This is a genomic window from Streptococcus oralis, from assembly GCF_001578705.1.
Classification (GTDB): domain Bacteria; phylum Bacillota; class Bacilli; order Lactobacillales; family Streptococcaceae; genus Streptococcus; species Streptococcus oralis_J.
Genome location: NZ_KQ969037.1, coordinates 866,321 through 889,996, shown reverse-complemented (window position 1 = coordinate 889,996; position 23,676 = coordinate 866,321). Strand labels below are relative to the sequence as shown.

The window sequence follows — 23,676 nt, the reverse complement described above, 5'->3', positions numbered from 1 at the left end:
GATGGTCAAATTGTGGAGACGTTATAACCCCTTTATTAATGCAGGGATTCAGGAGTTGATCACCTATCGAGTCAACTTTCTTCTTTATCGAATTGGCGATGTCATGGGTGCTTTTGTGGCCTTTTATCTCTGGAAGGCAGTCTTTGATTCCTCGCAAGAGTCTTTGATTCAGGGTTTCAGCATGGCAGATATCACCCTCTACATCATTATGAGTTTTGTGACCAATCTTTTGACCAGATCGGATTCTTCTTTTATGATTGGAGAGGAGGTCAAGGATGGTTCCATTATCATGCGTTTGTTGCGACCAGTGCATTTTGCAGCCTCTTATCTTTTCACAGAACTTGGTTCCAAGTGGTTGATTTTTATCAGCGTTGGCCTTCCATTTTTAAGTGTCATCGTTTTGATGAAAATCTTATCTGGGCAAGGCATTTTAGAAGTACTGGGATTAACCGTCCTATATCTCTTTAGCTTAACCCTAGCCTACCTGATCAACTTTTTCTTTAATATCTGTTTTGGTTTTTCAGCCTTTGTGTTTAAAAATCTATGGGGTTCCAATCTACTCAAGACGTCAATAGTTGCCTTTATGTCTGGAAGTTTGATTCCCTTGGCTTTCTTTCCTAAAACCGTTTCAGATATTCTGTCCTTCTTGCCTTTTTCATCCTTGATTTATACTCCGGTCATGATCATTGTTGGGAAATACGATGCTAGTCAGATTCTTCAGGCGCTCGTTTTGCAGTTTTTCTGGCTCATAGTGATGGTGGGCTTGTCTCAGTTGATCTGGAAACGAGTCCAGTCATTTATCACCATTCAGGGAGGTTAGTATGAAAAAATATCAGCGCATGCATCTGATTTTTATCAGACAATACATCAAGCAAATCATGGAGTACAAGGTGGATTTTGTGGTTGGTGTCTTGGGAGTCTTTCTGACTCAAGGTCTGAACCTCCTGTTTCTCAATGTCATCTTTCAACACATCCCCTCGCTAGAAGGCTGGACTTTTCAAGAAATTGCTTTTATCTATGGTTTTTCCTTGATTCCCAAGGGCTTGGACCATCTCTTTTTTGACAATCTATGGGCACTGGGACAGCGCTTGGTGCGAAAAGGGGAATTTGACAAGTATCTGACGCGTCCTATCAATCCTCTCTTTCATATCCTAGTTGAAACCTTTCAGATTGATGCCTTGGGCGAACTCTTGGTCGGTGGTATCCTACTGGGAACAACAGTGACTAGCATTGCTTGGACTCTTCCCAAATTCTTACTTTTCCTAGTCTGTATTCCTTTTGCGACCCTGATTTATACTTCCTTGAAAATTGCGACAGCCAGTATCGCTTTTTGGACCAAGCAGTCAGGCGCCATGATTTACATTTTTTATATGTTCAATGACTTTGCCAAGTATCCTATTTCCATTTACAATTCGCTTCTTCGTTGGTTGATTAGCTTTATCGTGCCTTTCGCCTTTACGGCCTACTATCCTGCCAGCTATTTCTTGCAGGACAAGGATGGACTCTTTAATATCGGTGGTTTGATTCTGATTTCTCTTATCTTCTTTGGCATCTCTCTAAAACTCTGGGAGAGGGGCTTGGAAGCCTACGAAAGTGCGGGTTCGTAAGTTTAAGAGACTCAAAGTCTTGTCTTAGGACAGGCTTTTTCTAATGGTGATGAAAATTTCTTGACATCTATTTTCAGAGTGCTATACTAAAAGGGTAATCGCCGATTTAGCTCAGTTGGTAGAGCAACGCACTCGTAACGCGTAGGTCACAGGTTCAAGCCCTGCAATCGGCAAAATCAAGAAGCCCTAATGGGCTTCTTTCTTTATCACTACTATTCAACCACTTAGACCGAGATATAGACCAGATAGGCAAAAGGCCTTGTTCTTGAAAAAATCCTCTGCTATAATGATTCATGTAAGGGATGTGAGGAGTCAGTATCAGATAACTCAAGTCAATAAAAAAAGAAAATGGAGACAAAAAAATGAAAAAATTATTGGGACTTGTATTTTTAGTAGCAGCAGCGCTAGTATTGTATTTCGGGTTTGTTGGATGGCCAAGTTTGGATGTCAACCTCTGGTCACTCATTCCGGTAGGATTGTTCCTCTATTTCACTTTAGAAAATCTTTTGAAAAAAGACTACAAGGCTAGCCTGATGTGCCTGATTATTGCCTTTATCATTGCAAATGCTATCTTGGATCTTTTGCCAATTTCAAGTGGTTTGGTGATTGGAGCCGGTGTGCTAGCTTGTGTAGGACTTGGCTACCTCTTTCCTGATAAAGATAAAAAAGAAGGCAAATAGAAAAGTCTCGAAGTTTCTCGAGACTTTGTTTTTATTTACCAGCGTAGTATTTTTGGATGCCTTTCACAATACCTGCGACTAGTCTATCTTGGTATCGATCATCACGAATCCGTTGATTTTCAGTGAAATTATCCATATAACCAAGTTCTAGGAGGACGGCTGGTTTGGCAGTTTCGCGTAGTACGGCGAAGCTACTTTCCAATAAGCCAGCATCCTTGGCACCTGTTTCTGCAAGGAGAGAGGAGTGGATAGCAGCAGCGAGGCGCTTGCTTTCACTCATACGATCAGGGTGATTGTGCCAGTATTTATTAATCTTACTTGGATAATCAGGTTCATCGCTATAGGAGTAGGTTTGAATACCGCTCGCTTTTGAGTGAATGTTTCCAGTAGCATTGAAATGGATACTGATAAAGATATCAGAGTTGGTTTTATTTACCATTCTTGAACGCTCAGTCTTAAAATCAACATCGATATCACTGTCACGAGAGGTGAGGACCTTGTAGCCTAGTTCTTCTAGCTTAGCGCGAAGTTTGCGATAGATTTGCATGTTGAGATCTTTTTCAGCTACATTGTAGTAAAAGGCACCTGAATCCCGACCACCATGCCCAGGATCTAGGAAAATGGTATTGCTGTATTGACCTTTTACAAATCCACCTTCTGTTGAAACTTCAGAAATCCATTGACCGTATTTTTGGAACAAATGTTCCTTGCCGTCGATCTTATAGGTCCCTGATACATAATGTCCGCTATCGTCCAAATAGTAACGAGCCTTGTAATAGTCGTCATAAATCCACTCATTCTTGGCCATATAGCCACCAGACTTGAGATAGTAAGCTCCAATCCATTCACGAGCCGCATAGGTTCCATTCGCTTTTAGATAGAACCAACTGTTGTAGGCCTTGTCAAAGATCCACTCTTTTTCAGCCATGGCTCCACTAGATTTGAGGTAATAGCTTCCTTTCCATTTATTGGAAAGCATGACACCATTTTGTTCAAAAGCATACCAAGTTCCCTTGATTTTCTCCCATTTGTCTTGGCTATATTTCCCATATTCATTAGCGTAATACCAATTTTCATTGATTCTCACCCAGGAGTTTTCCGCCATAGCCCCGCTACTGCCGAGCAGGTAAGCACCAACGGTCGTTTTGCTGAGCATCACGCCGTTTTTGTCAAAATAATACCATGAACCATTAATTTTCTCCCATTTGTCTTGCGAGATTCTGCCAGATGGTGTGACATAATACCAATTTTGGTCAACCTTTACCCAGCCATTCTCCGCCATAGCCCCACTTTTAGTAAGGAGATAACCATCAACGATTGTCTGACTAAGCATGACGCCATCTTTGTCAAAGTAGTACCAAACTCCTCCGATTTTTTTCCATTTTTGTTGGATGATTTTTCCAGACTCACTGACGTAGTACCATTTACCCTCAAGAGCTACCCAGCCATTTTCTACCATGACCCCGTCTTTATTGAGAACATAGCCATCAAAAATGGTATCACTGAGTCGGTTTCCATCGTTGTCAAAATAGTACCACTTATCTTGAATTTTTTTCCATTTGAGGACAGGTTGATTGTTTTCATAGAAACGCCAGTGTTTGTTTTCTTCCTGCCATCCATCTTTTTTAGGGGCTTCTTCTTTTATCTTGTCTTTTGGAAGTGTTGTAGTCTCCTCTTCATTTTTAATTGAAAGATCTTTCTTATCTTCCTTAGAGTTGCTTTGCTCGGTGGTGGCAGGAGGATTAGCATTGTTTTCTTCCGCATAGATAGGTGCCTGTGCCAATCCTGCTATTGAAAGGACAACAGCACTTGCCAATATAAACTTTTTCAACGATATTCTCCAATCATTTTTTTCTAAGAAATATTATAAAATATGTCTGGCAGTTTATCAATTATCAAACTGAACTTCTTCTAGTAAGTATTCGATAAAGCGTTCGCCCATCTTAGATAGGCTAGTTTTTTCATGCTGGATATAGACCAGTTCAATCGGGTCGTCAATGTCCAGTGGAATGGAAACGATATTGTCTCCGTTGAGGTTACTGTTCAAAATCCCTGTTGCAATGGTGTAACCATCCAAACCAATCAAAAGATTAAAGAGGGTGGCACGGTCACTGACTACGATGGATTTCTTGTGGTGCTCTTGTGAAAGAATCTCCTCTGAAAAGTAGAAGGAGTTGTGCGTCCCCTGGTCATAACTGAGGTACGGGAAGTCTTCCAAATCAGCCAGTTTGACCTTGTCTTTTTTAGCTAGAGGGTTGGTCTTGCTGACAAAGATATGGGGTTGAGCGGTAAAGAGGTGGTGCGCCAAGAGGTGGTTGTCATCTAGCATTTTTGTTAAAACATCACGATTATAACTGTTCAAAAAGAGGACACCGACTTCACTACGGAAGTTCTTGACATCGTCGATAATCTCCCAAGTCCGAGTTTCACGAAGGAAAAGCTCGTATTTTTCCATATCACTTTTCTTAAGTAGCGATACAAAGGCATTGACCACAAAGGCATAGTGTTGAGAGGAAACGCTAAAGAGTTCGCGGTGGGCGATAGGGTTTTTATAGCGTTCCTCCAGAAGCTGGGTTTGCTCGACAACTTGACGGGCATAGGAGAGAAACTCCATCCCATCACGGGTCAAGGTAATGCCCTTGGGATTACGAATAAAAATTTCAATACCCATTTCATTTTCCAAATCTCGAACGGCATTGGAGAGACTGGGTTGGGTGATAAAGAGTTGCTTGGCTGCTTCATTCATAGAGCCAGTTTCGACGATTTTGATAATATAGTGTAGTTGTTGAATTCTCATGTTTTTATTGTACCACACTTGCGGAAGAATGGGCAATGAAGACGAAGGAAATCGGGGGAAAGAGCCGGTCCAGTATTGAAAAAATGTCTAAAATCTGTTAGAATGGAAGCTATGAAAACATTCTATGATGTGCAGCAATTTCTCAAACAGTTTGGCATTATTGTTTACATGGGGAAGCGCTTGTATGATATTGAACTGATGAAGCTTGAACTCTCTCGGATCTATGATGCAGGTCTGATGGATAAGTTAGACTATTTAGAGGCGGAAGCTGTTCTTCGTAGAGAGCACAAGATAGAATTAGACTACATAGAGAAAAATGGAGATAAGAACTTATGACAATTTGGATTTTATGGGGAATTGTACTAGCGATGGCGGCATGGATGGGTTATAACTACCTTCGTATTCGTCGCGCGGCTAAGATTGTGGATAATGCAGAGTTTGAAGCCTTGATTCGGAAAGGTCAGCTAATTGATGTCCGTGAACCAGCAGAATTTCACAGAAAACATATCCTCGGAGCTCGCAATATTCCTTCAAATCAGTTGAAGTCAAGCCTTGCAGCCCTTCGCAAGGATAAACCTGTCCTTCTCTACGAAAACCAACGCGGACAACGAGTGACCAATGCAGCACTTTATCTGAAAAAACAAGGTTTCTCTGAGATTTATATCCTTTCTTATGGATTGGATTCTTGGAACGGGAAGGTCAAGACTAGCTAAGATCAAGGAAAAAGTTGATAAAGTCGGTCTCATATACTAAATTAATAAACATTTTAAGGAGTTTTTAGAATATGCAAGAAAAGAAGAAAAACCCGCTTTTAGTGGGTATCCTATCTATCATTCTTAGCTTGTTGTTTCCGTTGGGAGGTATTGGTTTAGGTATCACTGGTGTATTGTTTGCTAATGAACTTCAAAAAGAATCTGGCTTAGACTTTAAAACAGAGAGAATTGTATCTATTGTAGGTATTGTTCTTTCTGCTCTTAACTGGATTCTAGCCATTACAATCTTTTTTAGATAAGCAAAAAACAAAAAAGCTTTAAATATAAAGCTTTTTTCTTTTATCCACTTTACTCTAAGTAGTTTTTAATGATTTCCAATTCCTCTGGATTCAAGGGACGGTATTGCCCTTCTGCTAGTTCTGGGTCTAATGTAAAATCGCCGAACTGGACTCGTTTTAGGGCAGTCACCTTGACACCAACTGATAGAAACATCTTCTTGACTTGATGAAATTTGCCCTCAGAGATAGTGATGGAGGCCCGGCTCTCTGTTGGGCTTGCGGACAGAATTTCAAGCTGAGCAGGTTTACAAGTGGTCCCATCTAAAAAGACAATTCCATCCTTGAATTTTTGGATATGGTCTGACGTGAGTGGTCCGTTGACTTCCACTTGATAGGATTTATCGATATGGTACTGGGGATGGAGGAGCTGAAAACCAAGAGGTCCATTGTCTGTCAAAAGCAGCAGCCCCGTGGTATCGCGGTCTAATCTGCCGACAGCATAGAGCTGGTCAGACTGGCTGTCAGGTGGAAGGAGGTCCATGACGGTTGGAAGTTTCTTATCCTTGCTAGCTGTAACGACTCCGTTTGGCTTATGAAGCATGAGGTAGTTGTGCTCGTAGCCTTGGATTTGTCGTCCTTGAAAGACTAATTTCTGCAATCCAGTGTCGACATTTTGAGCGAGTGAGCTGGCTGGACAATTGTCCACTAAGATTTCTTTTTTTAATAGAGCCTGTTTCATAGCCTTGCGACTGACCTTTTCTTGGGCTAATAATCTATCTAAACGCATACCAGCTTATCTTATCATAAGTCTCTGACTTTGAAAAGAGTTGCCTTGCTTAGAAAAGCAGAGTGAAAACATTTACACTTAGCTGAACTGTGATTTTTGAATGAGACTGTGGTATAATTGTTCAGTTAGAAATAAAAATTTAAAATATTAGAGGAAATCATGACAAAATTAAGAGAAGATATCCGTAACATTGCGATTATCGCCCACGTTGACCACGGTAAAACAACCCTCGTTGACGAATTATTGAAGCAGTCTGAAACTCTTGATGCACGTACTGAATTAGCAGAGCGCGCTATGGACTCAAACGATATCGAAAAAGAGCGTGGAATTACCATCCTTGCTAAAAATACAGCTGTTGCTTACAACGGAACTCGTATCAACATCATGGATACGCCAGGACACGCGGACTTCGGTGGAGAAGTTGAGCGGATCATGAAAATGGTTGACGGTGTTGTTTTGGTCGTAGATGCCTACGAAGGAACCATGCCACAAACTCGTTTCGTATTGAAAAAAGCCTTGGAACAAGACCTTGTCCCAATCGTGGTTGTTAATAAAATCGACAAACCATCAGCTCGTCCGGCAGAAGTAGTGGACGAAGTTTTGGAGCTCTTCATTGAGCTTGGTGCAGATGATGATCAGCTTGATTTCCCAGTTGTGTATGCTTCAGCTATCAATGGAACTTCTTCGCTTTCTGACGATCCTGCTGATCAAGAAAAAACAATGGCACCAATCTTTGATACCATCATTGACCATATTCCAGCTCCAGTCGACAATTCAGATGAGCCTTTGCAGTTCCAAGTGTCACTTTTGGACTACAATGACTTCGTAGGTCGTATCGGTATCGGACGTGTCTTCCGTGGTAGTGTGAAAGTTGGAGACCAAGTTACCCTTTCTAAACTAGATGGTACAACGAAGAACTTCCGTGTTACAAAACTTTTCGGTTTCTTTGGTTTAGAACGTCGTGAGATCCAAGAAGCCAAAGCAGGTGACTTGATTGCTGTATCCGGTATGGAAGACATCTTTGTCGGTGAAACCATTACTCCGACAGACGCAGTTGAAGCTCTTCCAATCCTACACATCGATGAGCCAACTCTTCAAATGACTTTCTTGGTCAACAACTCACCATTTGCTGGTAAGGAAGGTAAATGGGTAACGTCTCGTAAGGTGGAAGAACGCTTGCAAGCAGAATTGCAAACAGACGTTTCCCTTCGTGTTGACCCAACTGATTCACCAGATAAATGGACTGTTTCAGGTCGTGGAGAATTGCACTTGTCTATCCTTATCGAAACTATGCGTCGTGAAGGATATGAACTTCAAGTATCTCGTCCAGAAGTTATTGTAAAAGAGATTGATGGTGTTAAATGTGAACCATTTGAACGTGTTCAAATCGATACTCCAGAAGAATACCAAGGATCTGTTATCCAAAGCCTTTCTGAACGTAAAGGTGAAATGTTGGATATGATTTCAACTGGTAATGGTCAAACTCGTTTGGTCTTCCTAGTTCCAGCGCGTGGTTTGATCGGATATTCAACTGAGTTCTTGTCAATGACTCGTGGTTACGGTATCATGAACCATACCTTTGACCAATACTTGCCATTGATTCCAGGTGAAATCGGTGGTCGTCACCGTGGAGCCCTTGTTTCCATTGATGCTGGTAAGGCTACAACATACTCAATCATGTCTATCGAAGAACGTGGTACGATCTTTGTAAACCCAGGTACTGAGGTTTATGAAGGAATGATCATCGGTGAAAACTCTCGTGAGAATGACTTGACAGTGAATATCACCAAAGCCAAACAAATGACCAACGTTCGTTCAGCTACCAAGGATCAAACTGCTGTTATTAAGACACCTCGTATCTTGACCCTTGAAGAGTCACTTGAGTTCTTGAACGACGATGAGTACATGGAAGTAACGCCTGAGTCTATCCGTTTGCGTAAGCAAATCCTCAATAAGGCAGAGCGTGAGAAAGCCAACAAAAAGAAAAAATCAGCTGAGTAACAGCTAGAAAGAGATAAAGATGGTCTATTTAATCATAGGGATACTCTTATTACTACTCTATGTATTTGCGACACCCCAAAGTATCAAAGGAACAGTCAACATCGTTATCTTGGTCTTTTTAGTTGTTGCACTCTTGATTTTGCTGATGTTGTCCATCTTGCAAATCTTCCAGTTACCAACAGAATTCTTTGTCACAATCGCCATGCTGGCTCTAGCCTACTTTAGCTTGAGAGATATTACGCTCATGCCTGTAAAAAAGGGTAAAAGAAGATAATAGAAGAGGCTGGGTAATGACTCAATTTGAGGAGAAAATCTAGCAAATTTTTCCCTGATAAAACGCATAATATTAAGGTTTTTGAATGCCTGATATTATGCGTTTTTATGATTTTTAAAACTTTTTGAACAACCTATTAGAAAGTGGATACTTTTACAATTATTTTGGAAATAATTTAATTTCTGATTTAACGTATATTTTCTCAGAAGGACTATTATTCCAACTTTTTCAAGGGTAGTCTTATTTTGGACCGAAAGAAAAAGATTGAAGAAATCGTCCAAAATGAACTTTTCTTCAATCTGGAGGTTCGTACCTCTTTTTTTATTTCTTTTTCCGATTTAATACTGCATTGAGGACAATGGCGAGGAGGCTTGCCACGACGATTCCGTTTGAGAAGAACATTTGGAAGGCTGTTGGCATGCTGACGAAGAGATTACTATTGTTGAGTCCGACACCTGCAGCGATTGAAACAGCTGCGATAAGGAAGTTGTGTTCATTGTTAGCAAAGTCAACGCGGGCGAGGATTTGCATCCCTTGAAGGGAAACAAAACCAAACATAACCAGCATAGCACCACCAAGGACAGGACTCGGAATGATTTGAGCTAGGGCTCCAAACTTAGGAAGGAGTCCAAGGAGGACTAGGAAACCAGCTGCATAGTAGATTGGCAGACGAGTCTTGATACCTGATAATTTAACCAAACCAACGTTTTGTGAAAATCCTGTGTAAGGGAAGGTGTTAAAAATTCCTCCGAGAAGTACGGCCAAACCTTCTGCGCGGTAACCGTTGCGAAGGCGCGTGCTGTCGATTGGGTCATTGGTAATATCAGACAAGGCCAGATAAACACCGGTGGATTCAACCATAGACACCGTTGCAATGATACACATCATGACAATAGAGGAGATTTCAAAAGTTGGCACCCCAAAGTAGAGGGGAGTAGGAACATGGACAAGCGGTGCTGCCGCAACAGGGGAGAAATCAACCAAGCCCATAGTGGCAGCAATGGCAGTTCCAACAACCAGACCAATCAAAATGGAGATAGACTTGATAAATCCTTTGGTAAAGATGTTGATCAAGAGGATAATCAGAACAGTGATAGCAGCAAGTAAGAGACTTTGACCAGTTGGCTCTGGAACATTATTTCCCATATTTCCAATAGCAACAGGAATCAAGGTTAAACCAATCGTGGTAATAACAGATCCTGTTACGATAGAGGGGAAGAGATTGGCTACTTTTGAGAAAATGCCTGAAATCAGAACCACATAAATCCCAGAAACGATAAGGGCACCAAACATAGCACCACTACCGTGACTCTGACCAATCATAATCAAGGGCGCAACGGATTGGAAGGCAACTCCGAGAACGACTGGTAGTCCGACACCAAAGTATTTATTGAGTTGAAGTTGGAGGAAGGTGGCCACCCCACACATGAAGATATCTGTGGAGATTAGGTAAGTCAACTGCTCAGCTGAATAGCCAAGAGCTGTCGCAATCATGATGGGAACTAGGATAGAACCTGAGTACATGGCTAGTAAGTGCTGCAAGCCAAGAACGGCTGCTTGCGAGTGTTTTTCTTGTTTTTGCATTAGAGATCTGCCTCCTTAAATACGACCTGACCGTTTTCAAAACGTTCCAAACGAGCGAGTGATAGAACTGGATAGCCAGCTTTTTCAAGCAAATCACGACCATCTTGGAAAGATTTTTCAATCACGATACCGATGGCTTCGACTTTAGCTCCGGCCTGTTCGATGATTTGGATCAAGCCTTTGGCAGCTTGTCCATTTGCTAGGAAATCGTCAATAATCAAGACCTTGTCCTCAGGTGAGAGGAATTTTCCAGCGATGGAAACGGTGCTGGTCACCTGCTTGGTAAAGGAGTAGACTTCAGCAGTTAGGATGCCTTCGTTCATGGTGATGTTTTTAGCTTTCTTTGCGAAAATCATGGGAACGTCTAAGGCTTCAGCTGTAAAAACAGCTGGGGCGATCCCTGAAGCTTCAATGGTCACGACCTTGGTAATGCCAGCAGCAGCGAATTTTTCCGCAAAAACCTTACCAATCTCTCGCATCAAGCTAAAGTCAACTTGGTGGGTTAAAAAGGAATCCACCTTGAGGATGTTGTCCCCCAAGATATGCCCATCCTCAAGGATGCGCTCTTCTAATAATTTCATAAGACCTCCTAAAGTCTAAAAGCAAGTTTACTTGTTGGTTAAATATTTCTATAGTGAACCAGTTTGCTAGTACTATATATTTGATAAAACTAGTACGAGCGAAGCGAGTTTTATCAAATATTTCCCGCCGTAGTGGTATCATAGACAATAATCTTGTTATTGTCTATGACGGGATTTTTGAGACTTTTGGCTCAAAAATTAGGGATGAAATTCCGAAGGAAGTTGCTCCCGTCCGCACTAATTAAGGGAAATATTAAAAATATTTAGTTTACACTTAAAGGCGTGATTTAACAAAAATATTCAAAAAGGACCTACTTAATCCCCTAAGTAAGTCCCCAAAATAGGCATGGCCAAAACCATACCTTCAGCTGACATACTCATTGTTAGGTGTTTCGGCACCTTGTAGAAACGTCGTGCCAATTCACGACATAAACAAGTAAAATGGTACTATAATAAAACGTCCAAGCGTTAATGTTATTATTTTACACTAAATAACTTTAGAAATCAAATATTTTGTTGACGTTTAGATGAAAAAAGCGAACAAACAGAAACCTACAAGACGATACAGTATTGTAGGTTTCGAATATTCTACTCGCTAAATCTTAAAAAATAGCCATCTGGATCCAAGACTGCAAATTCATGAGGGTAAATAAAGCTATCTCCCACTCGAAATTCTCTTTTGGTCAGCGGACGATGGATAGGATAGTCAGCTTCCAGCAGTTTTTGGTGGAGCTGAGGGACATCTTCAATGCCAAAGGAAATATTGACACCGCGCCCGAAAGGATAGGTTAGTTGGGCTAATTCTTCTGTGCTGCCTTCTTCTAGCATAAGTTGGCAGTCTTCAAGCGAGAGGAAGAGAAATTTCTCCTCTGGACGCTCGTATTCGACAGAAAATCCCAGCAAGTCGCAGTAGAAGTAGCGCGACTTTTCGATGTTGGACACCACAAATTCGGGGATGACAGCTTGATAGTCCATTAGCTTTCTCCTTAAAATTCAATTTCCAATACAATCGGCGTATGGTCTTGACGAGCTCCTGAGTCAATCATGTCTGACTTGGTCACCTTGTCAGCGATGCGGTTGCTAGTGAGCCAGTAGTCGATTCTCCAGCCTGTATTGTTGATTTTAGAAGTCTTGCTGCGTTGCGCCCACCACGTGTAGCACTCTGGGACATCACCGTGAATGTGGCGGAAGGTGTCTGTAAATCCAGTTGCTAAAAGGTTGGTAAACCCAGCACGTTCCTCGTCTGTAAATCCAGGTGAACGGCGGTTGCTGGCTGGATTGGCCAAGTCGATTTCCTTGTGGGCTACATTGTAGTCGCCAGTTGCGAGGACTGGTTTTTCTTTGTCTAGTTGCGCCAAATACTCAGCGTATTTGACATCCCAGACTTGACGTTCTTCCAAGCGTTTGAGGCCATCGCCAGCGTTTGGAGTGTAAACTTGGGTCACGAAAAATGTGTCAAATTCCAAGGTGATGATGCGGCCTTCCAAGTCCATGGTAGACGGGGCACCAATCTCTGGGAAGCTGATCGTTGGTGTGAGTTCTTTCTTATAGAGGAACATGGTTCCAGCGTAGCCTTTGCGAGCAGGTTCTTGAGAGGAACGCCAAGTGTTTTCATAACCTGGGAAGAGTTCTTCAAGTACTTCTAGGTGTTTTTTTGTAGGCCCTTTTGCAGAAAGCTTGGTTTCTTGAATGGCGATAATATCAGCATTTTCGGCTACCAAGGTTTGTAGGACTTCTTGGGACAATTTTGCACGAGCTGAGTCGCTCGTTAGGGCTGCATTGAGGGAATCAATGTTCCATGAGATGAGTTTCATAAAGTTACCTTTTTCATTCAGATTACAGACTATATTATACCAAAAAAAGGCGCATTTCCCCAACGTATGGTTTGAAAAATCACCCTCTTTCGTTTATAATTAAGAATGATTATATGAAAGGGAGTGAAAATAAATGAAATTTTACTCATATGACTATGTGCTTAGCCAAATCAGTCAACAAAATGGAATTATGATTGGCTTTGGGATTGTGCTCCTAGCTATCACAGGATTTTTTGCTTTTAAGGCTTATCGAGATAAAAAGGGAACTAAATTTCGGGAATTGGTCATGATTTTGGCCTTGACTTTGGTAGCCATGCTTTTGGTGACGATTTCAAAATACCAGACCAATCAAGCCTCAAACAACCAATTTCAAACTTCACTTCATTTCATAGAGGTTGTTTCCAAAGACTTGGGAGTGGATAAATCAGAAGTTTATGTCAATACTTCAGCTGCCACTGATGGAGCGCTTGTCAAGGTAGGTTCAGATTTCTACCGTGCCATGAACGGGAGCCAACCAGACAAGTATCTTTTAGAGAAATTAGAATTGCATCAAACAGACGCTATCGAATTGGTGGAGGTGAACAAATGACACTTAATTATATCGAAATTTTAATCAAACTAGCCTTGGGGCTCTTTTCTCTGGTTTTCGTGATTAATGTGACAGGAAAGGGCAACCTAGCGCCTAACTCAGCAATAGATCAAATTCAGAACTATGTACTCGGGGGGATCATCGGTGGGGTGATTTACAATAGCGCTATCAGTATCCTTCAGTATGCAGTTATCCTGATTATATGGACCATTCTGGTCTTGACTCTCAAATGGCTTAACAACAATGTTCACTTTGTGAAACGTTTAATTGATGGGAAGCCAACCCTGCTCATCAAAAATGGGAAGATTGATCCAGAAGCCTGCCGTTCGGTTGGTTTATCAGCAGCGGACGTAGCTCTTAAGCTCCGTAGTCAGGGAATTTTCCAAATGAAACAAGTCAAACGCGCTATGCAGGAGCAAAACGGTCAACTCATCGTAGTCCAAATGGGAGATGAGAATCCCAAGTATCCTGTTGTCACAGACGGTGTTATCCAAGTCGAAATTTTGGAGACCATTGGTCGGAGCGAAGAATGGCTGCTTGATAACCTCAGCAAACAAGGACATGACAATGTAGCCAATATCTTTATCGCTGAGTATGACAAGGGTGTCGTCTCAGTCGTAACCTATGAATAAGAAAAACCTGAGGTCTCTGCCTCAGGTTTCCATTTGCAATCAGAAAGGGAGTTTATGTCCATTATTCAAAAACTCTGGTGGTTTTTCAAGTTAGAAAAGCGCCGTTATCTAGTCGGGATTGTGGCCTTGGTCTTGGTTTCCGTCCTTAATCTCATCCCCCCCATGGTCATGGGGCGGGTGATTGACGCCATTACATCGGGGAAATTAACCCAGCAGGACCTCCTTCTTAATCTATTTTATTTGCTGCTGGCAGCCTTTGGGATGTACTATCTGCGCTATGTTTGGCGCATGTATATCCTCGGAACTTCCTACCGTCTGGGACAGATTATGCGGTCTCGCTTGTTTGAGCATTTCACAAAAATGTCGCCAGCCTTTTATCAGACCTATCGGACGGGGGACTTGATGGCACACGCCACCAATGATATCAACGCCTTAACCCGTTTAGCAGGTGGCGGAGTCATGTCAGCAGTGGATGCCTCTATCACGGCACTGGTGACTTTGTTGACCATGCTCTTTAGCATTTCTTGGCAGATGACACTAGTTGCTATTCTCCCCCTGCCTTTCATGGCTTATGCGACCAGTCGTCTAGGGAGAAAGACTCACAAGGCCTTTGGCGAGTCACAGGCAGCCTTTTCTGAGCTCAATAACAAGGTGCAGGAGTCTGTATCAGGTATCAAAGTGACCAAATCTTTCGGTTATCAGGCTGATGAGCTTGAGTCCTTTCAGGTGGTTAATGAATTGACCTTTCAAAAGAATCTTCAAACCATGAAATACGATAGTCTCTTTGACCCTATGGTTCTCTTGTTTGTTGGTTCCTCCTATGTTTTAACCCTTTTGGTCGGTTCCTTGATGTTTCAGGAGGGGCAGATCACGGTTGGAAATCTAGTCACCTTTATCAGTTATTTGGATATGTTGGTCTGGCCTCTTATGGCTATTGGTTTCCTCTTTAATATCACTCAGAGAGGCAAGGTGTCCTATCAACGAATTGAGGATCTTTTATCTCAGGAATCACCTGTAAAAGATCCTGAATTTCCTCTGGACGGTATTGAAAATGGGCGCTTGGAGTATGCCGTTGAAAGCTTTGCCTTTGAAGATGAGGAGACACTGAATGCTATTTACTTTAGTTTGGAAAAAGGGCAAACGCTGGGTTTGGTTGGACAAACAGGCTCTGGGAAAACATCTCTAATCAAACTGCTCTTGCGTGAGTATGATGTTGATAAGGGAGCCATTTATCTAAACGGTCATGATATTCGGAATTATCGTCTGACAGACCTTCGCAGTCTCATGGGCTATGTTCCTCAGGATCAGTTCCTCTTTGCGACCTCTATCTTAGACAATATCCGCTTCGGCAATCCGAACTTGCCCCTTTCAGCAGTTGAGGAAGCGACTAAGCTAGCCCAAGTTTACCAAGATATTGTAGACATGCCTCAGGGATTTGATACAGTTATCGGTGAAAAAGGAGTCAGTCTCTCAGGTGGTCAAAAGCAACGTCTGGCCATGAGTCGGGCTATGATTTTAGACCCTGATATCTTGATTCTAGATGATTCCTTGTCAGCAGTGGATGCCAAGACGGAGTATGCGATTATTGACAATCTCAAGGAGACGCGGAAGGATAAGACAACTATCATCACAGCCCATCGTCTCAGTGCAGTTGTCCATGCAGATTTGATTTTGGTTCTGCAAAATGGACAGATTATCGAACGTGGCACGCACGAAGACCTGCTAGCCATGGATGGCTGGTATGCCCAAACATACCAGTCTCAGCAGTTGGAAATGAATGGAGAAGAAGATGCAGAATAAACAAGAACAATGGGCTGTGTTAAAACGCCTACTGTCCTATCTCAAGCCTTATGGTCTTCTGACCTTTTTGGCATTAAGTTTTCTCCTCGCGACGACGGTCATTAAAAGTGTCATTCCCCTTGTAGCTTCCCACTTTATCGACCAGTATCTCAGCAATCTTAACCAACTTGCCGTGACCGTTTTGCTGGCCTACTATGGTCTTTATCTCCTGCAAACTCTGGTCCAGTACGTCGGCAATCTTCTCTTTGCGCGGGTGTCTTACAGTATTGTCAGAGACATTCGTCGTGATGCCTTTGCCAATATGGAGAAGCTGGGCATGTCTTATTTTGACAAGACGCCAGCAGGTTCCATCGTCTCTCGTTTGACCAATGATACCGAGACCATCAGTGATATGTTTTCGGGGATTTTATCCAGCTTTATTTCAGCAGTTTTCATCTTTCTGACAACTCTGTATACCATGTTGGTACTGGATTTTCGTTTGACAGCTTTAGTCTTGCTCTTTCTTCCCTTGATTTTCCTTTTGGTCAATCTCTATCGGAAAAGGTCAGTCAAGATTATCGAGAAAACCAGAAGTCTCTTATCAGATATCAATAGTAAGCTGGCAGAAAACATCGAAGGAATCAGAATTATCCAGGCCTTTAATCAAGAGAAGCGCCTGCAGGCAGAATTTGATGAAATCAACCAAGAACACTTGGTCTATGCTAACCGATCTGTAGCCTTGGATGCCCTCTTTTTGAGACCTGCCATGAGTTTGCTGAAACTCCTAGGCTACGCCGTTTTGATGGCCTACTTTGGCTACCGTGGACTTTCTATCGGGATAACGGCCGGAACCATGTATGCCTTTATCCAGTATATCAATCGTCTCTTTGATCCTTTGATTGAGGTGACGCAAAACTTTTCAACCCTTCAAACGTCCATGGTGTCTGCAGGTCGTGTTTTTGCCTTGATTGACGAGACGAACTATGAGCCTCTTCAAGAAAATGGGCAAGCCAAAATCAAAGAAGGCAATATCCGTTTTGAACATGTGTGTTTCTCATATGATGGCAAACACCAAATCCTGGATGATATTTCCTTTTCAGTTAAGAAGGGGGAAACTATTGCCTTTGTAGGTCATACAGGTTCGGGGAAATCTTCGATTATCAATGTCCTCATGCGTTTTTATGAATTTCAGTCAGGGCGAGTTCTCTTGGATGATGTGGATATCAGGAACTACAGTCAGGAAGAGCTGAGAAAGAACATCGGTCTGGTCTTGCAGGATCCCTTCCTCTATCACGGGACTATCAAGTCCAATATCGCCATGTACCAAGATCTTAGTGATGAAGAGGTCCAGGCTGCGGCTGCCTTTGTCGATGCAGATTCCTTTATTCAGGATCTTCCTCTGGACTATGATGCTCCTGTTTCCGAGCGTGGTTCGAGCTTTTCTACTGGACAGCGCCAGCTTCTTGCCTTTGCTAGAACAGTCGCCAGTCAGCCTAAAATCCTGATTTTGGATGAAGCGACAGCCAATATTGACTCTGAAACAGAAAGCTTGGTTCAAGATTCTCTGGCTAAGATGAGACAGGGGAGAACAACCATTGCCATCGCTCATCGCCTTTCAACTATCCAAGATGCCAACTGCATCTATGTCTTGGACAAGGGATGCATCATCGAGAGTGGAACCCATGAGGAACTCTTGGCCCTGGGAGGAACCTATTACAAGATGTATAGCTTACAGGCAGGGGCCATGTCCTAATAAGAATTCCTCCAAATTACAGCTTTCTTGCACCGCCTTTTCCATTTTGTGGTATAATGAAAAATGTTGACAAATAGTATAATGAAAACAAAGGAGAAACAGCATGCTGAAATGGGAAGACTTGCCCGTGGAAATGCAATCAAGCGAGGTTGAGTCTTACTACCAGCTTGTCTCTAAAAGGAAGGGTTCGCTGATTTTCAAGCGTTGCCTGGACTGGGTTCTGGCCCTGTTTTTGCTAGTTTTGACTTCTCCCATCTTTCTTGTCTTGAGCATTTGGATCAAGTTGGATAGCAAGGGACCTGTCATTTACAAACAAGAGCGCGTGACCCAGTACAACCGTTCGTTCAAGATTTGGAAGTTCCGTACTATGGTAACGGATGCGGATAAAAAAGGAAGCCTGGTGACTTCAGCTAACGACAGCCGCATTACCAAAGTAGGAAATTTCATTCGTCGTGTGCGCTTGGATGAACTGCCTCAGCTGGTCAATGTCCTTAAAGGTGAGATGTCCTTTGTAGGCACACGACCTGAGGTGCCACGTTACACGGAGCAGTATAGCCCTGAAATGATGGCGACCTTGCTCTTGCCAGCAGGAATCACCTCTCCAGCCAGCATCAACTACAAGGATGAGGACACCATCATCAGTCAAATGACGGAGAAAGGTCTATCAGTTGACCAAGCCTATGTAGATCATGTCCTTCCTGAAAAGATGCGCTATAACCTCGCCTATCTCCGAGAGTTTAGTTTCCTTGGAGACATCAAAATCATGTTTCAAACCGTGTTTGAGGTACTAAAATAAAGTAGTCATGAGAAAATGAGTACAGATAAAAGGAGCAAATCAATGCCAAATTACAATATTCCATTTTCACCACCCGATATTACGGAAGCTGAAATTGCTGAAGTAGCGGATACCCTACGTTCTGGTTGGATCACAACAGGTCCTAAGACAAAAGAACTGGAGCGTCGCTTGTCCCAATACACACAGACACCTAAGACTGTCTGCCTCAACTCTGCGACTGCCGCCCTTGAGTTGATTTTGCGTGTTTTGGAAGTGGGACCTGGGGATGAAGTCATCGTTCCAGCTATGACTTATACAGCTTCATGTAGTGTCATCACTCACGTAGGAGCAACACCTGTCATGGTGGATATCCAAGCAGATACTTTTGAGATGGACTATGACTTGCTTGAGCAAGCCATTACTGAAAAGACTAAGGTTATCATTCCAGTAGAGCTTGCAGGAATTGTTTGCGACTATGACCGTTTATTCCAAGTTGTGGAGAAAAAACGTGACCTTTTTACCGCTTCAAGCAAGTGGCAAAAGGCCTTTAACCGTATTGTGATTGTCTCTGATAGTGCCCACGCTTTGGGATCTACTTATAAAGGACAGCCTGCTGGTTCTATCGCTGACTTTACTTCCTTCTCATTCCATGCTGTTAAAAACTTTACAACGGCTGAGGGAGGAAGTGCGACTTGGAAGGCCAATCCAGCAATTGACGACGAAGAAATGTACAAGGAATTCCAAATCCTATCTCTTCATGGTCAAACCAAAGACGCTCTTGCCAAGATGCAACTAGGTTCATGGGAATACGATATCGTAACACCTGCCTACAAGTGCAACATGACGGATATCATGGCTTCGATTGGTTTGGTACAATTGGACCGTTACCCAGCTTTGCTACAACGTCGTAAGGACATCGTGGGCCGCTATGATCGTGGTTTTGCGGGTACTCGTATTCACCCATTGGCACACAAGACTGATACTGTTGAATCTTGTCGTCACCTCTACATCACCCATGTAGAAGGAGCAAGTCTAGAAGAACGCAACCTCATCATTCAAGAATTGGCCAAAGCAGGAATTGCAAGTAATGTACACTACAAACCGCTTCCTCTCCTGACAGCCTATAAGAATCTTGGTTTTGATATGGCAGATTATCCAAGAGCCTATGCCTTCTTTGAAAATGAAATTACGCTTCCTCTTCATACTAAATTAAGCGATGAAGAAGTAGACTATATCGTTAAGACTTTGGTGAGAATTTCTGAAGAAATCCTTGGTTCTGGAAAAAATTCATAAAAAAATCTTGACAAAAAGCGGACAATAGCATATAATATTCTCAACAAATCAGAAAAGTAACTATTTTTGATCTTCAGGGAGCCTGTGGTGATTGTGAACAGGTGGTTGGAAGTAGTGAAAGTGGGCTGATTTTAAAAATGAATTTGAAACAATGAAAATTCGGTGCGCACACCTTACAGTGCAACTTGTTGTTAGACAAGGCAGAGATGTAAAGGGGAATAGTCCCTTTATAATTGAGGTGGCACCGCGTTACCAACGCCCTCACACGGAAGTAGATTCTGTGTGTGGGCTTTTTTCATATCTTTAAATTAATACTGAAAGAGGAAAAATTTATGACAACTAAAGGTTATTTTGGACAATTTGGTGGTAGTTTTGTACCGGAGCCAATTCAGGCTTTGTTGGATGAGTTGGAAGTGACATTTGACAAGTACAAGGATGATCCAGAGTTTTTGGCAGAATTTCGCCATTACTTGAAGGATTATTCTGGTCGCGAAACACCGCTTTATTTTGCGGAAAGTTTGACAGACCACCTAGGTGGGGCTAAGATTTATCTCAAGCGAGAAGATCTTAACCATCTTGGTTCTCACAAGCTCAACAATGTTTTAGGACAAATTCTTCTTGCCAAACGTATGGGCAAAAAACGAGTGATTGCAGAAACAGGAGCTGGTCAGCACGGTGTTGCGACAGCGGCTGCTGCAGCCAAGTTTGGTATGGCTTGTGATGTCTACATGGGGGCAGAAGATGTGGAGCGTCAACGTCTCAATGTCTTCCGTATGGAGATGATGGGAGCAACTGTTCACGCGGTTGAAACTGGAACTCGTACCCTTAAGGATGCGGTTGATGCAGCCTTTGGAGCATGGATGAATGACCTTGAAGCCTTCTACGTTTTGGGATCTGCTGTAGGCCCTCATCCTTATCCTACCATTGTTCATGAATTCCAAAAGGTCATCAGTGAAGAATCTCGTCGTCAAATCTTAGAAAAAGAAGGACGCTTGCCAGACTACGTTATTGCCTGTGTAGGTGGTGGTTCCAATGCCATCGGTGCTTTTTCGCAGTATGTGGCTGATGAAGAAGTCAAATTGGTTGGGGTTGAAGCTGCTGGGCATGGACTTGATACAGACAAGCACGCAGCAACTATGACAAAAGGTAGTGTCGGAATTGTTGACGGAATGAAAACCTATGCAGTCTTTAAGGAAGATGGAGAGCTGGCGCCAGTTTACTCTATCTCAGCTGGTTTGGACTATCCAGGGGTTGGCCCAGAACACGCCTACTTTAAAGATTCAGGTCGCGTGGAATATGTGGCAGCGACAGATGAAGAAGCTGTCCAAGCCCTGCTCCTTCTAAGCAAGACAGAAGGAATTATCCCAGCGATCGAAAGTTCGCACGCTATCGCAGAAGCAGTCAAACGTGCACCAAAACTAAGTAAAGATGACATTATCATCATCAATGTCTCTGGTCGTGGAGACAAGGACGTAGCTGCCATTGCAGACTACCTAGAAGCTAAAAAATAAAAGATGGAAAAATTACAGTCCTTTCTTTCACAGAGAGCTTGTGGTTGCTGGAAACAAGCAGAGAAAGCTGTAAGGTTGGGTCCATCTGAAACAAGAGAAGAAAACATAATTCTCAAGGGAGTGCCCTTTATCGCACAGCCTGTTACAGGAGCTTTCTGAGACAGGAATGAGAGATAGGAGAAATCCTATAATTGAGGTGGCACCGCGAATTTCGTCCTCACGCAAGTTATTTTGCGTGGGGATTTTTCATACAGTCACCACGGACTAGAAGTAGAACTGAAAGGGAAATTACAATGGAACGAATCATTCATGGAGATGTCTTATCACCAATCTTGGCTTATATGCGCTTAAAGGGGCAACATAAGGTGATCCTAGAGAGTATTCCGAGAGACAAGGAAACCGCTCGTTTTTCTATCCTAGCCTATAATCCTGTTTTTGAGATTAAGTTTGAAAATGGGGTCCTCTATCAAAATGGGCAAGTGATTGATCGGGATCCCTTGGATTACCTTTATGAAGTGACACATAAGAGCCAGCACCATTCAGACCTACCTTTTGGTGGAGGAGCCATTGGTTTTGTTGGTTACGATATGATTTCGCTCTATGAGGAAATCGGTCAAATCCCTGAGGATACCATTGGGACGCCAGACATGCATTTCTTTGTCTATGAGAGTTATATGGTCTTTGACCACAAGAAGGAAAAAATCCATGTTATCGAGGATGCTCTTTATAGCGAGCGTAGTCAAGAAGACTTGGAAAAAGCCTTGAATCAAGTGCTGGAAGAATTACGCATCCCTGCTCCAAATGAATTTGAAGACTTGGATTTATCTCCGCTGGACTTCAAACCGCATATTGCTTCTCAGAAGTTTGAAGAAATGGTGGAAACCGCTCGAGACTTGATTCGTAACGGGGATATGTTCCAATGTGTACTCAGTCAACGCTTCTCAGCAGAAGTTACTGGAAATCCATTTGACTTCTACAGAAATCTTCGCGTGACCAATCCTTCTAATTACCTCTATTTTTATGATTTTGGGGATTATCAAATCATCGGTGCCAGTCCTGAAAGTTTGGTTTCTGTCAAAAATAGCATCGTAACTACCAATCCGATTGCAGGTACGCGACCAAGAGGGGCTACGGATGAAGAGGACAAGGCCTTGGCGACTGACCTGCTTTCTGATGAGAAGGAAACAGCAGAACATCGAATGTTAGTAGACTTAGGGCGTAACGATATCGGTAGAATTGCTGAAACGGCAAGTGTCCAAGTCACTAAGTATATGGAAGTGGAGCTCTTCCGTTATGTCATGCATTTGACCAGCGTGGTCAAGGGACGTTTGCTTCCAGAACTCAATGCCATGGATGCCTTGAAAGCTACACTTCCGGCAGGAACAGTGTCAGGAGCTCCAAAGATTCGAGCTATGAGACGGATCTATGAACTGGAAACAGAAAAACGTGGTGTATACGCGGGAGCAATCGGCTACTTGTCTGCGACGGGTGATATGGATTTCGCCATTGCCATCCGAACTATGATTCTCAAAAATCAAACAGCCTATGTGCAGGCTGGGGCAGGGATTGTCTACGACTCTATTGCCCAAAACGAATACCAAGAAACCATTAACAAAGCAAAATCTATGACTAGAATTGGAGAAATAAGACCATGATTTTATTGATTGATAACTATGATTCTTTTACCTATAACTTGGCGCAGTACATTGGGAATTTTGCAGAAGTGCAGGTCTTGAGAAATGATGATCCCAAGCTGTATGAAGAAGCTGAAAAAGCAGATGGTCTGGTCTTTTCTCCCGGTCCTGGTTGGCCGGTTGATGCTGGAAAGATGGAAGACATGATTCGTGACTTTGCAGGTAAGAAGCCGATTCTAGGGATTTGTTTGGGGCACCAAGCCATCGCAGAAGTCTTTGGTGGGAAGTTAGGTTTGGCTCCAAAGGTCATGCATGGGAAACAGAGCCATATCAGCTTTGAAGCGCCATCTGTTCTCTATCAAGGCATTGAGGATGGTCGTCCAGTCATGCGCTATCACAGCATTTTGATTGAAGAAATGCCAGAAGACTTTGAAGTGACAGCTCGTTCGACTGATGATCAGGCTATTATGGGAATTCAACACAAAAGCCTGCCGATTTATGGCTTCCAATACCATCCAGAGAGTATCGGAACGCCAGATGGCTTGTCTTCTATTCGGAATTTTATCGAGAAGGTTGTAAAGTGAGGAAACTAGG

The 23,676-nt window shown here is 42.7% G+C and carries 24 protein-coding genes, 1 tRNA gene, 1 riboswitch and 1 other annotated feature; of the genes, 18 read left to right on the top strand and 7 right to left on the bottom strand.

The window, feature by feature from the left end:
* Window position 1: 1 nt before the first annotated feature.
* The 4 genes from SORDD05_RS04515 (at window position 2) to SORDD05_RS04500 (ending at window position 2,287) form a co-directional block, all read left to right on the top strand.
* Window positions 2-820: an ABC transporter permease gene (locus tag SORDD05_RS04515; protein ID WP_061417302.1), complete on the top strand. Its 819-nt coding sequence runs from the start codon at window positions 2-4 to the stop codon at window positions 818-820.
* A 1-nt stretch (window position 821) separates the two neighbouring features.
* Window positions 822-1,607 (top strand): ABC transporter permease, encoded by a 786-nt coding sequence (locus SORDD05_RS04510; RefSeq protein ID WP_061417300.1) that lies wholly within the window; start codon window positions 822-824, stop codon window positions 1,605-1,607.
* Between the two features lie 100 nt (window positions 1,608-1,707).
* Window positions 1,708-1,780: transfer RNA gene (locus tag SORDD05_RS04505), tRNA-Thr, on the top strand.
* 189 nt (window positions 1,781-1,969) lie between these two features.
* Window positions 1,970-2,287: a hypothetical protein gene (locus tag SORDD05_RS04500; protein ID WP_061417299.1), complete on the top strand. Its 318-nt coding sequence runs from the start codon at window positions 1,970-1,972 to the stop codon at window positions 2,285-2,287.
* A 31-nt stretch (window positions 2,288-2,318) separates the two neighbouring features.
* Here SORDD05_RS04500 and SORDD05_RS04495 read toward each other — a convergent pair whose 3' ends face one another.
* Both SORDD05_RS04495 and SORDD05_RS04490 read right to left on the bottom strand, forming a co-directional pair.
* Window positions 2,319-4,118 carry an N-acetylmuramoyl-L-alanine amidase gene (locus SORDD05_RS04495; protein WP_061417297.1) on the bottom strand — a complete coding sequence of 600 codons (1,800 nt, stop codon included), beginning with the start codon at window positions 4,116-4,118 and terminating at the stop codon, window positions 2,319-2,321.
* A 57-nt stretch (window positions 4,119-4,175) separates the two neighbouring features.
* Entirely contained in the window at window positions 4,176-5,084 is a 909-nt protein-coding gene (locus tag SORDD05_RS04490) for a LysR family transcriptional regulator (RefSeq protein WP_001222578.1), read from the bottom strand.
* Between the two features lie 102 nt (window positions 5,085-5,186).
* Here SORDD05_RS04490 and SORDD05_RS04485 point away from each other — a divergent pair, with 102 nt between their 5' ends.
* From SORDD05_RS04485 to SORDD05_RS04475, 3 genes are all read left to right on the top strand, one after another.
* Window positions 5,187-5,420 carry a YqgQ family protein gene (locus SORDD05_RS04485; protein WP_044135604.1) on the top strand — a complete coding sequence of 78 codons (234 nt, stop codon included), beginning with the start codon at window positions 5,187-5,189 and terminating at the stop codon, window positions 5,418-5,420.
* Window positions 5,417-5,797, top strand: coding sequence for a rhodanese-like domain-containing protein (locus tag SORDD05_RS04480; RefSeq protein WP_061417295.1), 381 nt, complete (start codon window positions 5,417-5,419; stop codon window positions 5,795-5,797). The genes SORDD05_RS04485 and SORDD05_RS04480 overlap by 4 nt, the downstream gene beginning before the upstream one ends.
* 71 nt (window positions 5,798-5,868) lie before the next feature.
* On the top strand, window positions 5,869-6,096 hold the full coding sequence (locus SORDD05_RS04475) for a hypothetical protein (RefSeq protein WP_061417293.1): 228 nt from the start codon (window positions 5,869-5,871) through the stop codon (window positions 6,094-6,096).
* A 49-nt stretch (window positions 6,097-6,145) separates the two neighbouring features.
* Here the strand turns inward: SORDD05_RS04475 and SORDD05_RS04470 are convergent, their stop codons facing one another.
* Window positions 6,146-6,862, bottom strand: a complete 717-nt coding sequence (locus SORDD05_RS04470) for a 16S rRNA pseudouridine(516) synthase (protein WP_061417291.1) — start codon at window positions 6,860-6,862, stop codon at window positions 6,146-6,148.
* Window positions 6,863-7,021: 159 nt separating this feature from the next.
* On the opposite strand from SORDD05_RS04470, the gene typA reads away from it, so the two are divergent.
* Window positions 7,022-8,863 (top strand): translational GTPase TypA, encoded by a 1,842-nt coding sequence (gene typA, locus SORDD05_RS04465; protein WP_000164117.1) that lies wholly within the window; start codon window positions 7,022-7,024, stop codon window positions 8,861-8,863.
* Window positions 8,864-8,882: 19 nt separating this feature from the next.
* On the top strand, window positions 8,883-9,137 hold the full coding sequence (locus SORDD05_RS04460; protein WP_000262658.1) for a DUF3165 family protein: 255 nt from the start codon (window positions 8,883-8,885) through the stop codon (window positions 9,135-9,137).
* 321 nt (window positions 9,138-9,458) lie between these two features.
* Here SORDD05_RS04460 and SORDD05_RS04455 read toward each other — a convergent pair whose 3' ends face one another.
* The 4 genes from SORDD05_RS04455 to SORDD05_RS04440 form a co-directional block, all read right to left on the bottom strand.
* On the bottom strand, window positions 9,459-10,721 hold the full coding sequence (locus SORDD05_RS04455; RefSeq protein WP_061417289.1) for a nucleobase:cation symporter-2 family protein: 1,263 nt from the start codon (window positions 10,719-10,721) through the stop codon (window positions 9,459-9,461).
* Complete coding sequence (locus tag SORDD05_RS04450; RefSeq protein ID WP_061417287.1) at window positions 10,721-11,302, bottom strand: xanthine phosphoribosyltransferase; 582 nt, start codon at window positions 11,300-11,302, stop codon at window positions 10,721-10,723. Before SORDD05_RS04450 ends, SORDD05_RS04455 begins: the two co-directional genes overlap by 1 nt.
* 360 nt (window positions 11,303-11,662) lie before the next feature.
* Window positions 11,663-11,758: riboswitch (purine riboswitch) on the bottom strand.
* A gap of 132 nt (window positions 11,759-11,890) precedes the next feature.
* Window positions 11,891-12,277, bottom strand: coding sequence for a bleomycin resistance protein (locus SORDD05_RS04445; protein WP_061417284.1), 387 nt, complete (start codon window positions 12,275-12,277; stop codon window positions 11,891-11,893).
* Between the two features lie 11 nt (window positions 12,278-12,288).
* Window positions 12,289-13,116 carry an exodeoxyribonuclease III gene (locus SORDD05_RS04440; protein WP_061417282.1) on the bottom strand — a complete coding sequence of 276 codons (828 nt, stop codon included), beginning with the start codon at window positions 13,114-13,116 and terminating at the stop codon, window positions 12,289-12,291.
* A 133-nt stretch (window positions 13,117-13,249) separates the two neighbouring features.
* Here SORDD05_RS04440 and SORDD05_RS04435 point away from each other — a divergent pair, with 133 nt between their 5' ends.
* The 9 genes from SORDD05_RS04435 to SORDD05_RS04390 all read left to right on the top strand — a co-directional run bounded on the left by SORDD05_RS04435 (window position 13,250) and on the right by SORDD05_RS04390 (window position 23,666).
* Window positions 13,250-13,705: a DUF3290 family protein gene (locus tag SORDD05_RS04435; protein ID WP_061417280.1), complete on the top strand. Its 456-nt coding sequence runs from the start codon at window positions 13,250-13,252 to the stop codon at window positions 13,703-13,705.
* Window positions 13,702-14,337: a DUF421 domain-containing protein gene (locus SORDD05_RS04430; protein WP_061417278.1), complete on the top strand. Its 636-nt coding sequence runs from the start codon at window positions 13,702-13,704 to the stop codon at window positions 14,335-14,337. Before SORDD05_RS04435 ends, SORDD05_RS04430 begins: the two co-directional genes overlap by 4 nt.
* A gap of 54 nt (window positions 14,338-14,391) precedes the next feature.
* On the top strand, window positions 14,392-16,137 hold the full coding sequence (locus SORDD05_RS04425) for an ABC transporter ATP-binding protein (RefSeq protein ID WP_061417276.1): 1,746 nt from the start codon (window positions 14,392-14,394) through the stop codon (window positions 16,135-16,137).
* A complete protein-coding gene (locus SORDD05_RS04420) occupies window positions 16,127-17,869 on the top strand; it encodes an ABC transporter ATP-binding protein (RefSeq protein WP_061417274.1) in 1,743 nt (580 codons plus the stop codon). Before SORDD05_RS04425 ends, SORDD05_RS04420 begins: the two co-directional genes overlap by 11 nt.
* A 103-nt stretch (window positions 17,870-17,972) precedes the next feature.
* The gene (locus SORDD05_RS04415; RefSeq protein WP_061417272.1) at window positions 17,973-18,665 is read left to right on the top strand and encodes a sugar transferase; all 693 of its coding nucleotides are present in this window, start codon (window positions 17,973-17,975) and stop codon (window positions 18,663-18,665) included.
* Window positions 18,666-18,707: 42 nt separating this feature from the next.
* Complete coding sequence (locus SORDD05_RS04410) at window positions 18,708-19,937, top strand: DegT/DnrJ/EryC1/StrS family aminotransferase (protein ID WP_061417270.1); 1,230 nt, start codon at window positions 18,708-18,710, stop codon at window positions 19,935-19,937.
* Window positions 19,938-20,269: 332 nt separating this feature from the next.
* On the top strand, window positions 20,270-21,448 hold the full coding sequence (gene trpB, locus SORDD05_RS04405; RefSeq protein ID WP_000208442.1) for a tryptophan synthase subunit beta: 1,179 nt from the start codon (window positions 20,270-20,272) through the stop codon (window positions 21,446-21,448).
* Window positions 21,445-21,670, top strand: a binding site (T-box leader). It overlaps the preceding gene by 4 nt.
* A gap of 71 nt (window positions 21,671-21,741) precedes the next feature.
* Entirely contained in the window at window positions 21,742-23,103 is a 1,362-nt protein-coding gene (gene trpE, locus SORDD05_RS04395) for an anthranilate synthase component I (RefSeq protein ID WP_061417268.1), read from the top strand.
* On the top strand, window positions 23,100-23,666 hold the full coding sequence (locus SORDD05_RS04390) for an aminodeoxychorismate/anthranilate synthase component II (RefSeq protein ID WP_033584314.1): 567 nt from the start codon (window positions 23,100-23,102) through the stop codon (window positions 23,664-23,666). The genes trpE and SORDD05_RS04390 overlap by 4 nt, the downstream gene beginning before the upstream one ends.
* The last annotated feature ends 10 nt before the right edge of the window (window positions 23,667-23,676 follow it).

Excerpts from the sequence above, each read along its gene's own strand:
- trpB (WP_000208442.1), top strand. The coding sequence starts at position 20,270 with ATGACAACTAAAGGTTATTTTGGACAATTTGGTGGTAGTTTTGTACCG.
- typA (WP_000164117.1), top strand. The coding sequence starts at position 7,022 with ATGACAAAATTAAGAGAAGATATCCGTAACATTGCGATTATCGCCCAC.
- SORDD05_RS04470 (WP_061417291.1), bottom strand. The coding sequence starts at position 6,862 with ATGCGTTTAGATAGATTATTAGCCCAAGAAAAGGTCAGTCGCAAGGCT.
- SORDD05_RS04480 (WP_061417295.1), top strand. The coding sequence starts at position 5,417 with ATGACAATTTGGATTTTATGGGGAATTGTACTAGCGATGGCGGCATGG.
- SORDD05_RS04420 (WP_061417274.1), top strand. The coding sequence starts at position 16,127 with ATGCAGAATAAACAAGAACAATGGGCTGTGTTAAAACGCCTACTGTCC.
- SORDD05_RS04500 (WP_061417299.1), top strand. The coding sequence starts at position 1,970 with ATGAAAAAATTATTGGGACTTGTATTTTTAGTAGCAGCAGCGCTAGTA.
- SORDD05_RS04510 (WP_061417300.1), top strand. The coding sequence starts at position 822 with ATGAAAAAATATCAGCGCATGCATCTGATTTTTATCAGACAATACATC.
- SORDD05_RS04445 (WP_061417284.1), bottom strand. The coding sequence starts at position 12,277 with ATGGACTATCAAGCTGTCATCCCCGAATTTGTGGTGTCCAACATCGAA.
- SORDD05_RS04415 (WP_061417272.1), top strand. The coding sequence starts at position 17,973 with ATGCTGAAATGGGAAGACTTGCCCGTGGAAATGCAATCAAGCGAGGTT.
- trpE (WP_061417268.1), top strand. The coding sequence starts at position 21,742 with ATGGAACGAATCATTCATGGAGATGTCTTATCACCAATCTTGGCTTAT.
- SORDD05_RS04455 (WP_061417289.1), bottom strand. The coding sequence starts at position 10,721 with ATGCAAAAACAAGAAAAACACTCGCAAGCAGCCGTTCTTGGCTTGCAG.
- SORDD05_RS04425 (WP_061417276.1), top strand. The coding sequence starts at position 14,392 with ATGTCCATTATTCAAAAACTCTGGTGGTTTTTCAAGTTAGAAAAGCGC.
- SORDD05_RS04485 (WP_044135604.1), top strand. The coding sequence starts at position 5,187 with ATGGAAGCTATGAAAACATTCTATGATGTGCAGCAATTTCTCAAACAG.
- SORDD05_RS04410 (WP_061417270.1), top strand. The coding sequence starts at position 18,708 with ATGCCAAATTACAATATTCCATTTTCACCACCCGATATTACGGAAGCT.
- SORDD05_RS04430 (WP_061417278.1), top strand. The coding sequence starts at position 13,702 with ATGACACTTAATTATATCGAAATTTTAATCAAACTAGCCTTGGGGCTC.
- SORDD05_RS04390 (WP_033584314.1), top strand. The coding sequence starts at position 23,100 with ATGATTTTATTGATTGATAACTATGATTCTTTTACCTATAACTTGGCG.
- SORDD05_RS04435 (WP_061417280.1), top strand. The coding sequence starts at position 13,250 with ATGAAATTTTACTCATATGACTATGTGCTTAGCCAAATCAGTCAACAA.
- SORDD05_RS04460 (WP_000262658.1), top strand. The coding sequence starts at position 8,883 with ATGGTCTATTTAATCATAGGGATACTCTTATTACTACTCTATGTATTT.
- SORDD05_RS04440 (WP_061417282.1), bottom strand. The coding sequence starts at position 13,116 with ATGAAACTCATCTCATGGAACATTGATTCCCTCAATGCAGCCCTAACG.
- SORDD05_RS04490 (WP_001222578.1), bottom strand. The coding sequence starts at position 5,084 with ATGAGAATTCAACAACTACACTATATTATCAAAATCGTCGAAACTGGC.
- SORDD05_RS04475 (WP_061417293.1), top strand. The coding sequence starts at position 5,869 with ATGCAAGAAAAGAAGAAAAACCCGCTTTTAGTGGGTATCCTATCTATC.
- SORDD05_RS04450 (WP_061417287.1), bottom strand. The coding sequence starts at position 11,302 with ATGAAATTATTAGAAGAGCGCATCCTTGAGGATGGGCATATCTTGGGG.
- SORDD05_RS04515 (WP_061417302.1), top strand. The coding sequence starts at position 2 with ATGGTCAAATTGTGGAGACGTTATAACCCCTTTATTAATGCAGGGATT.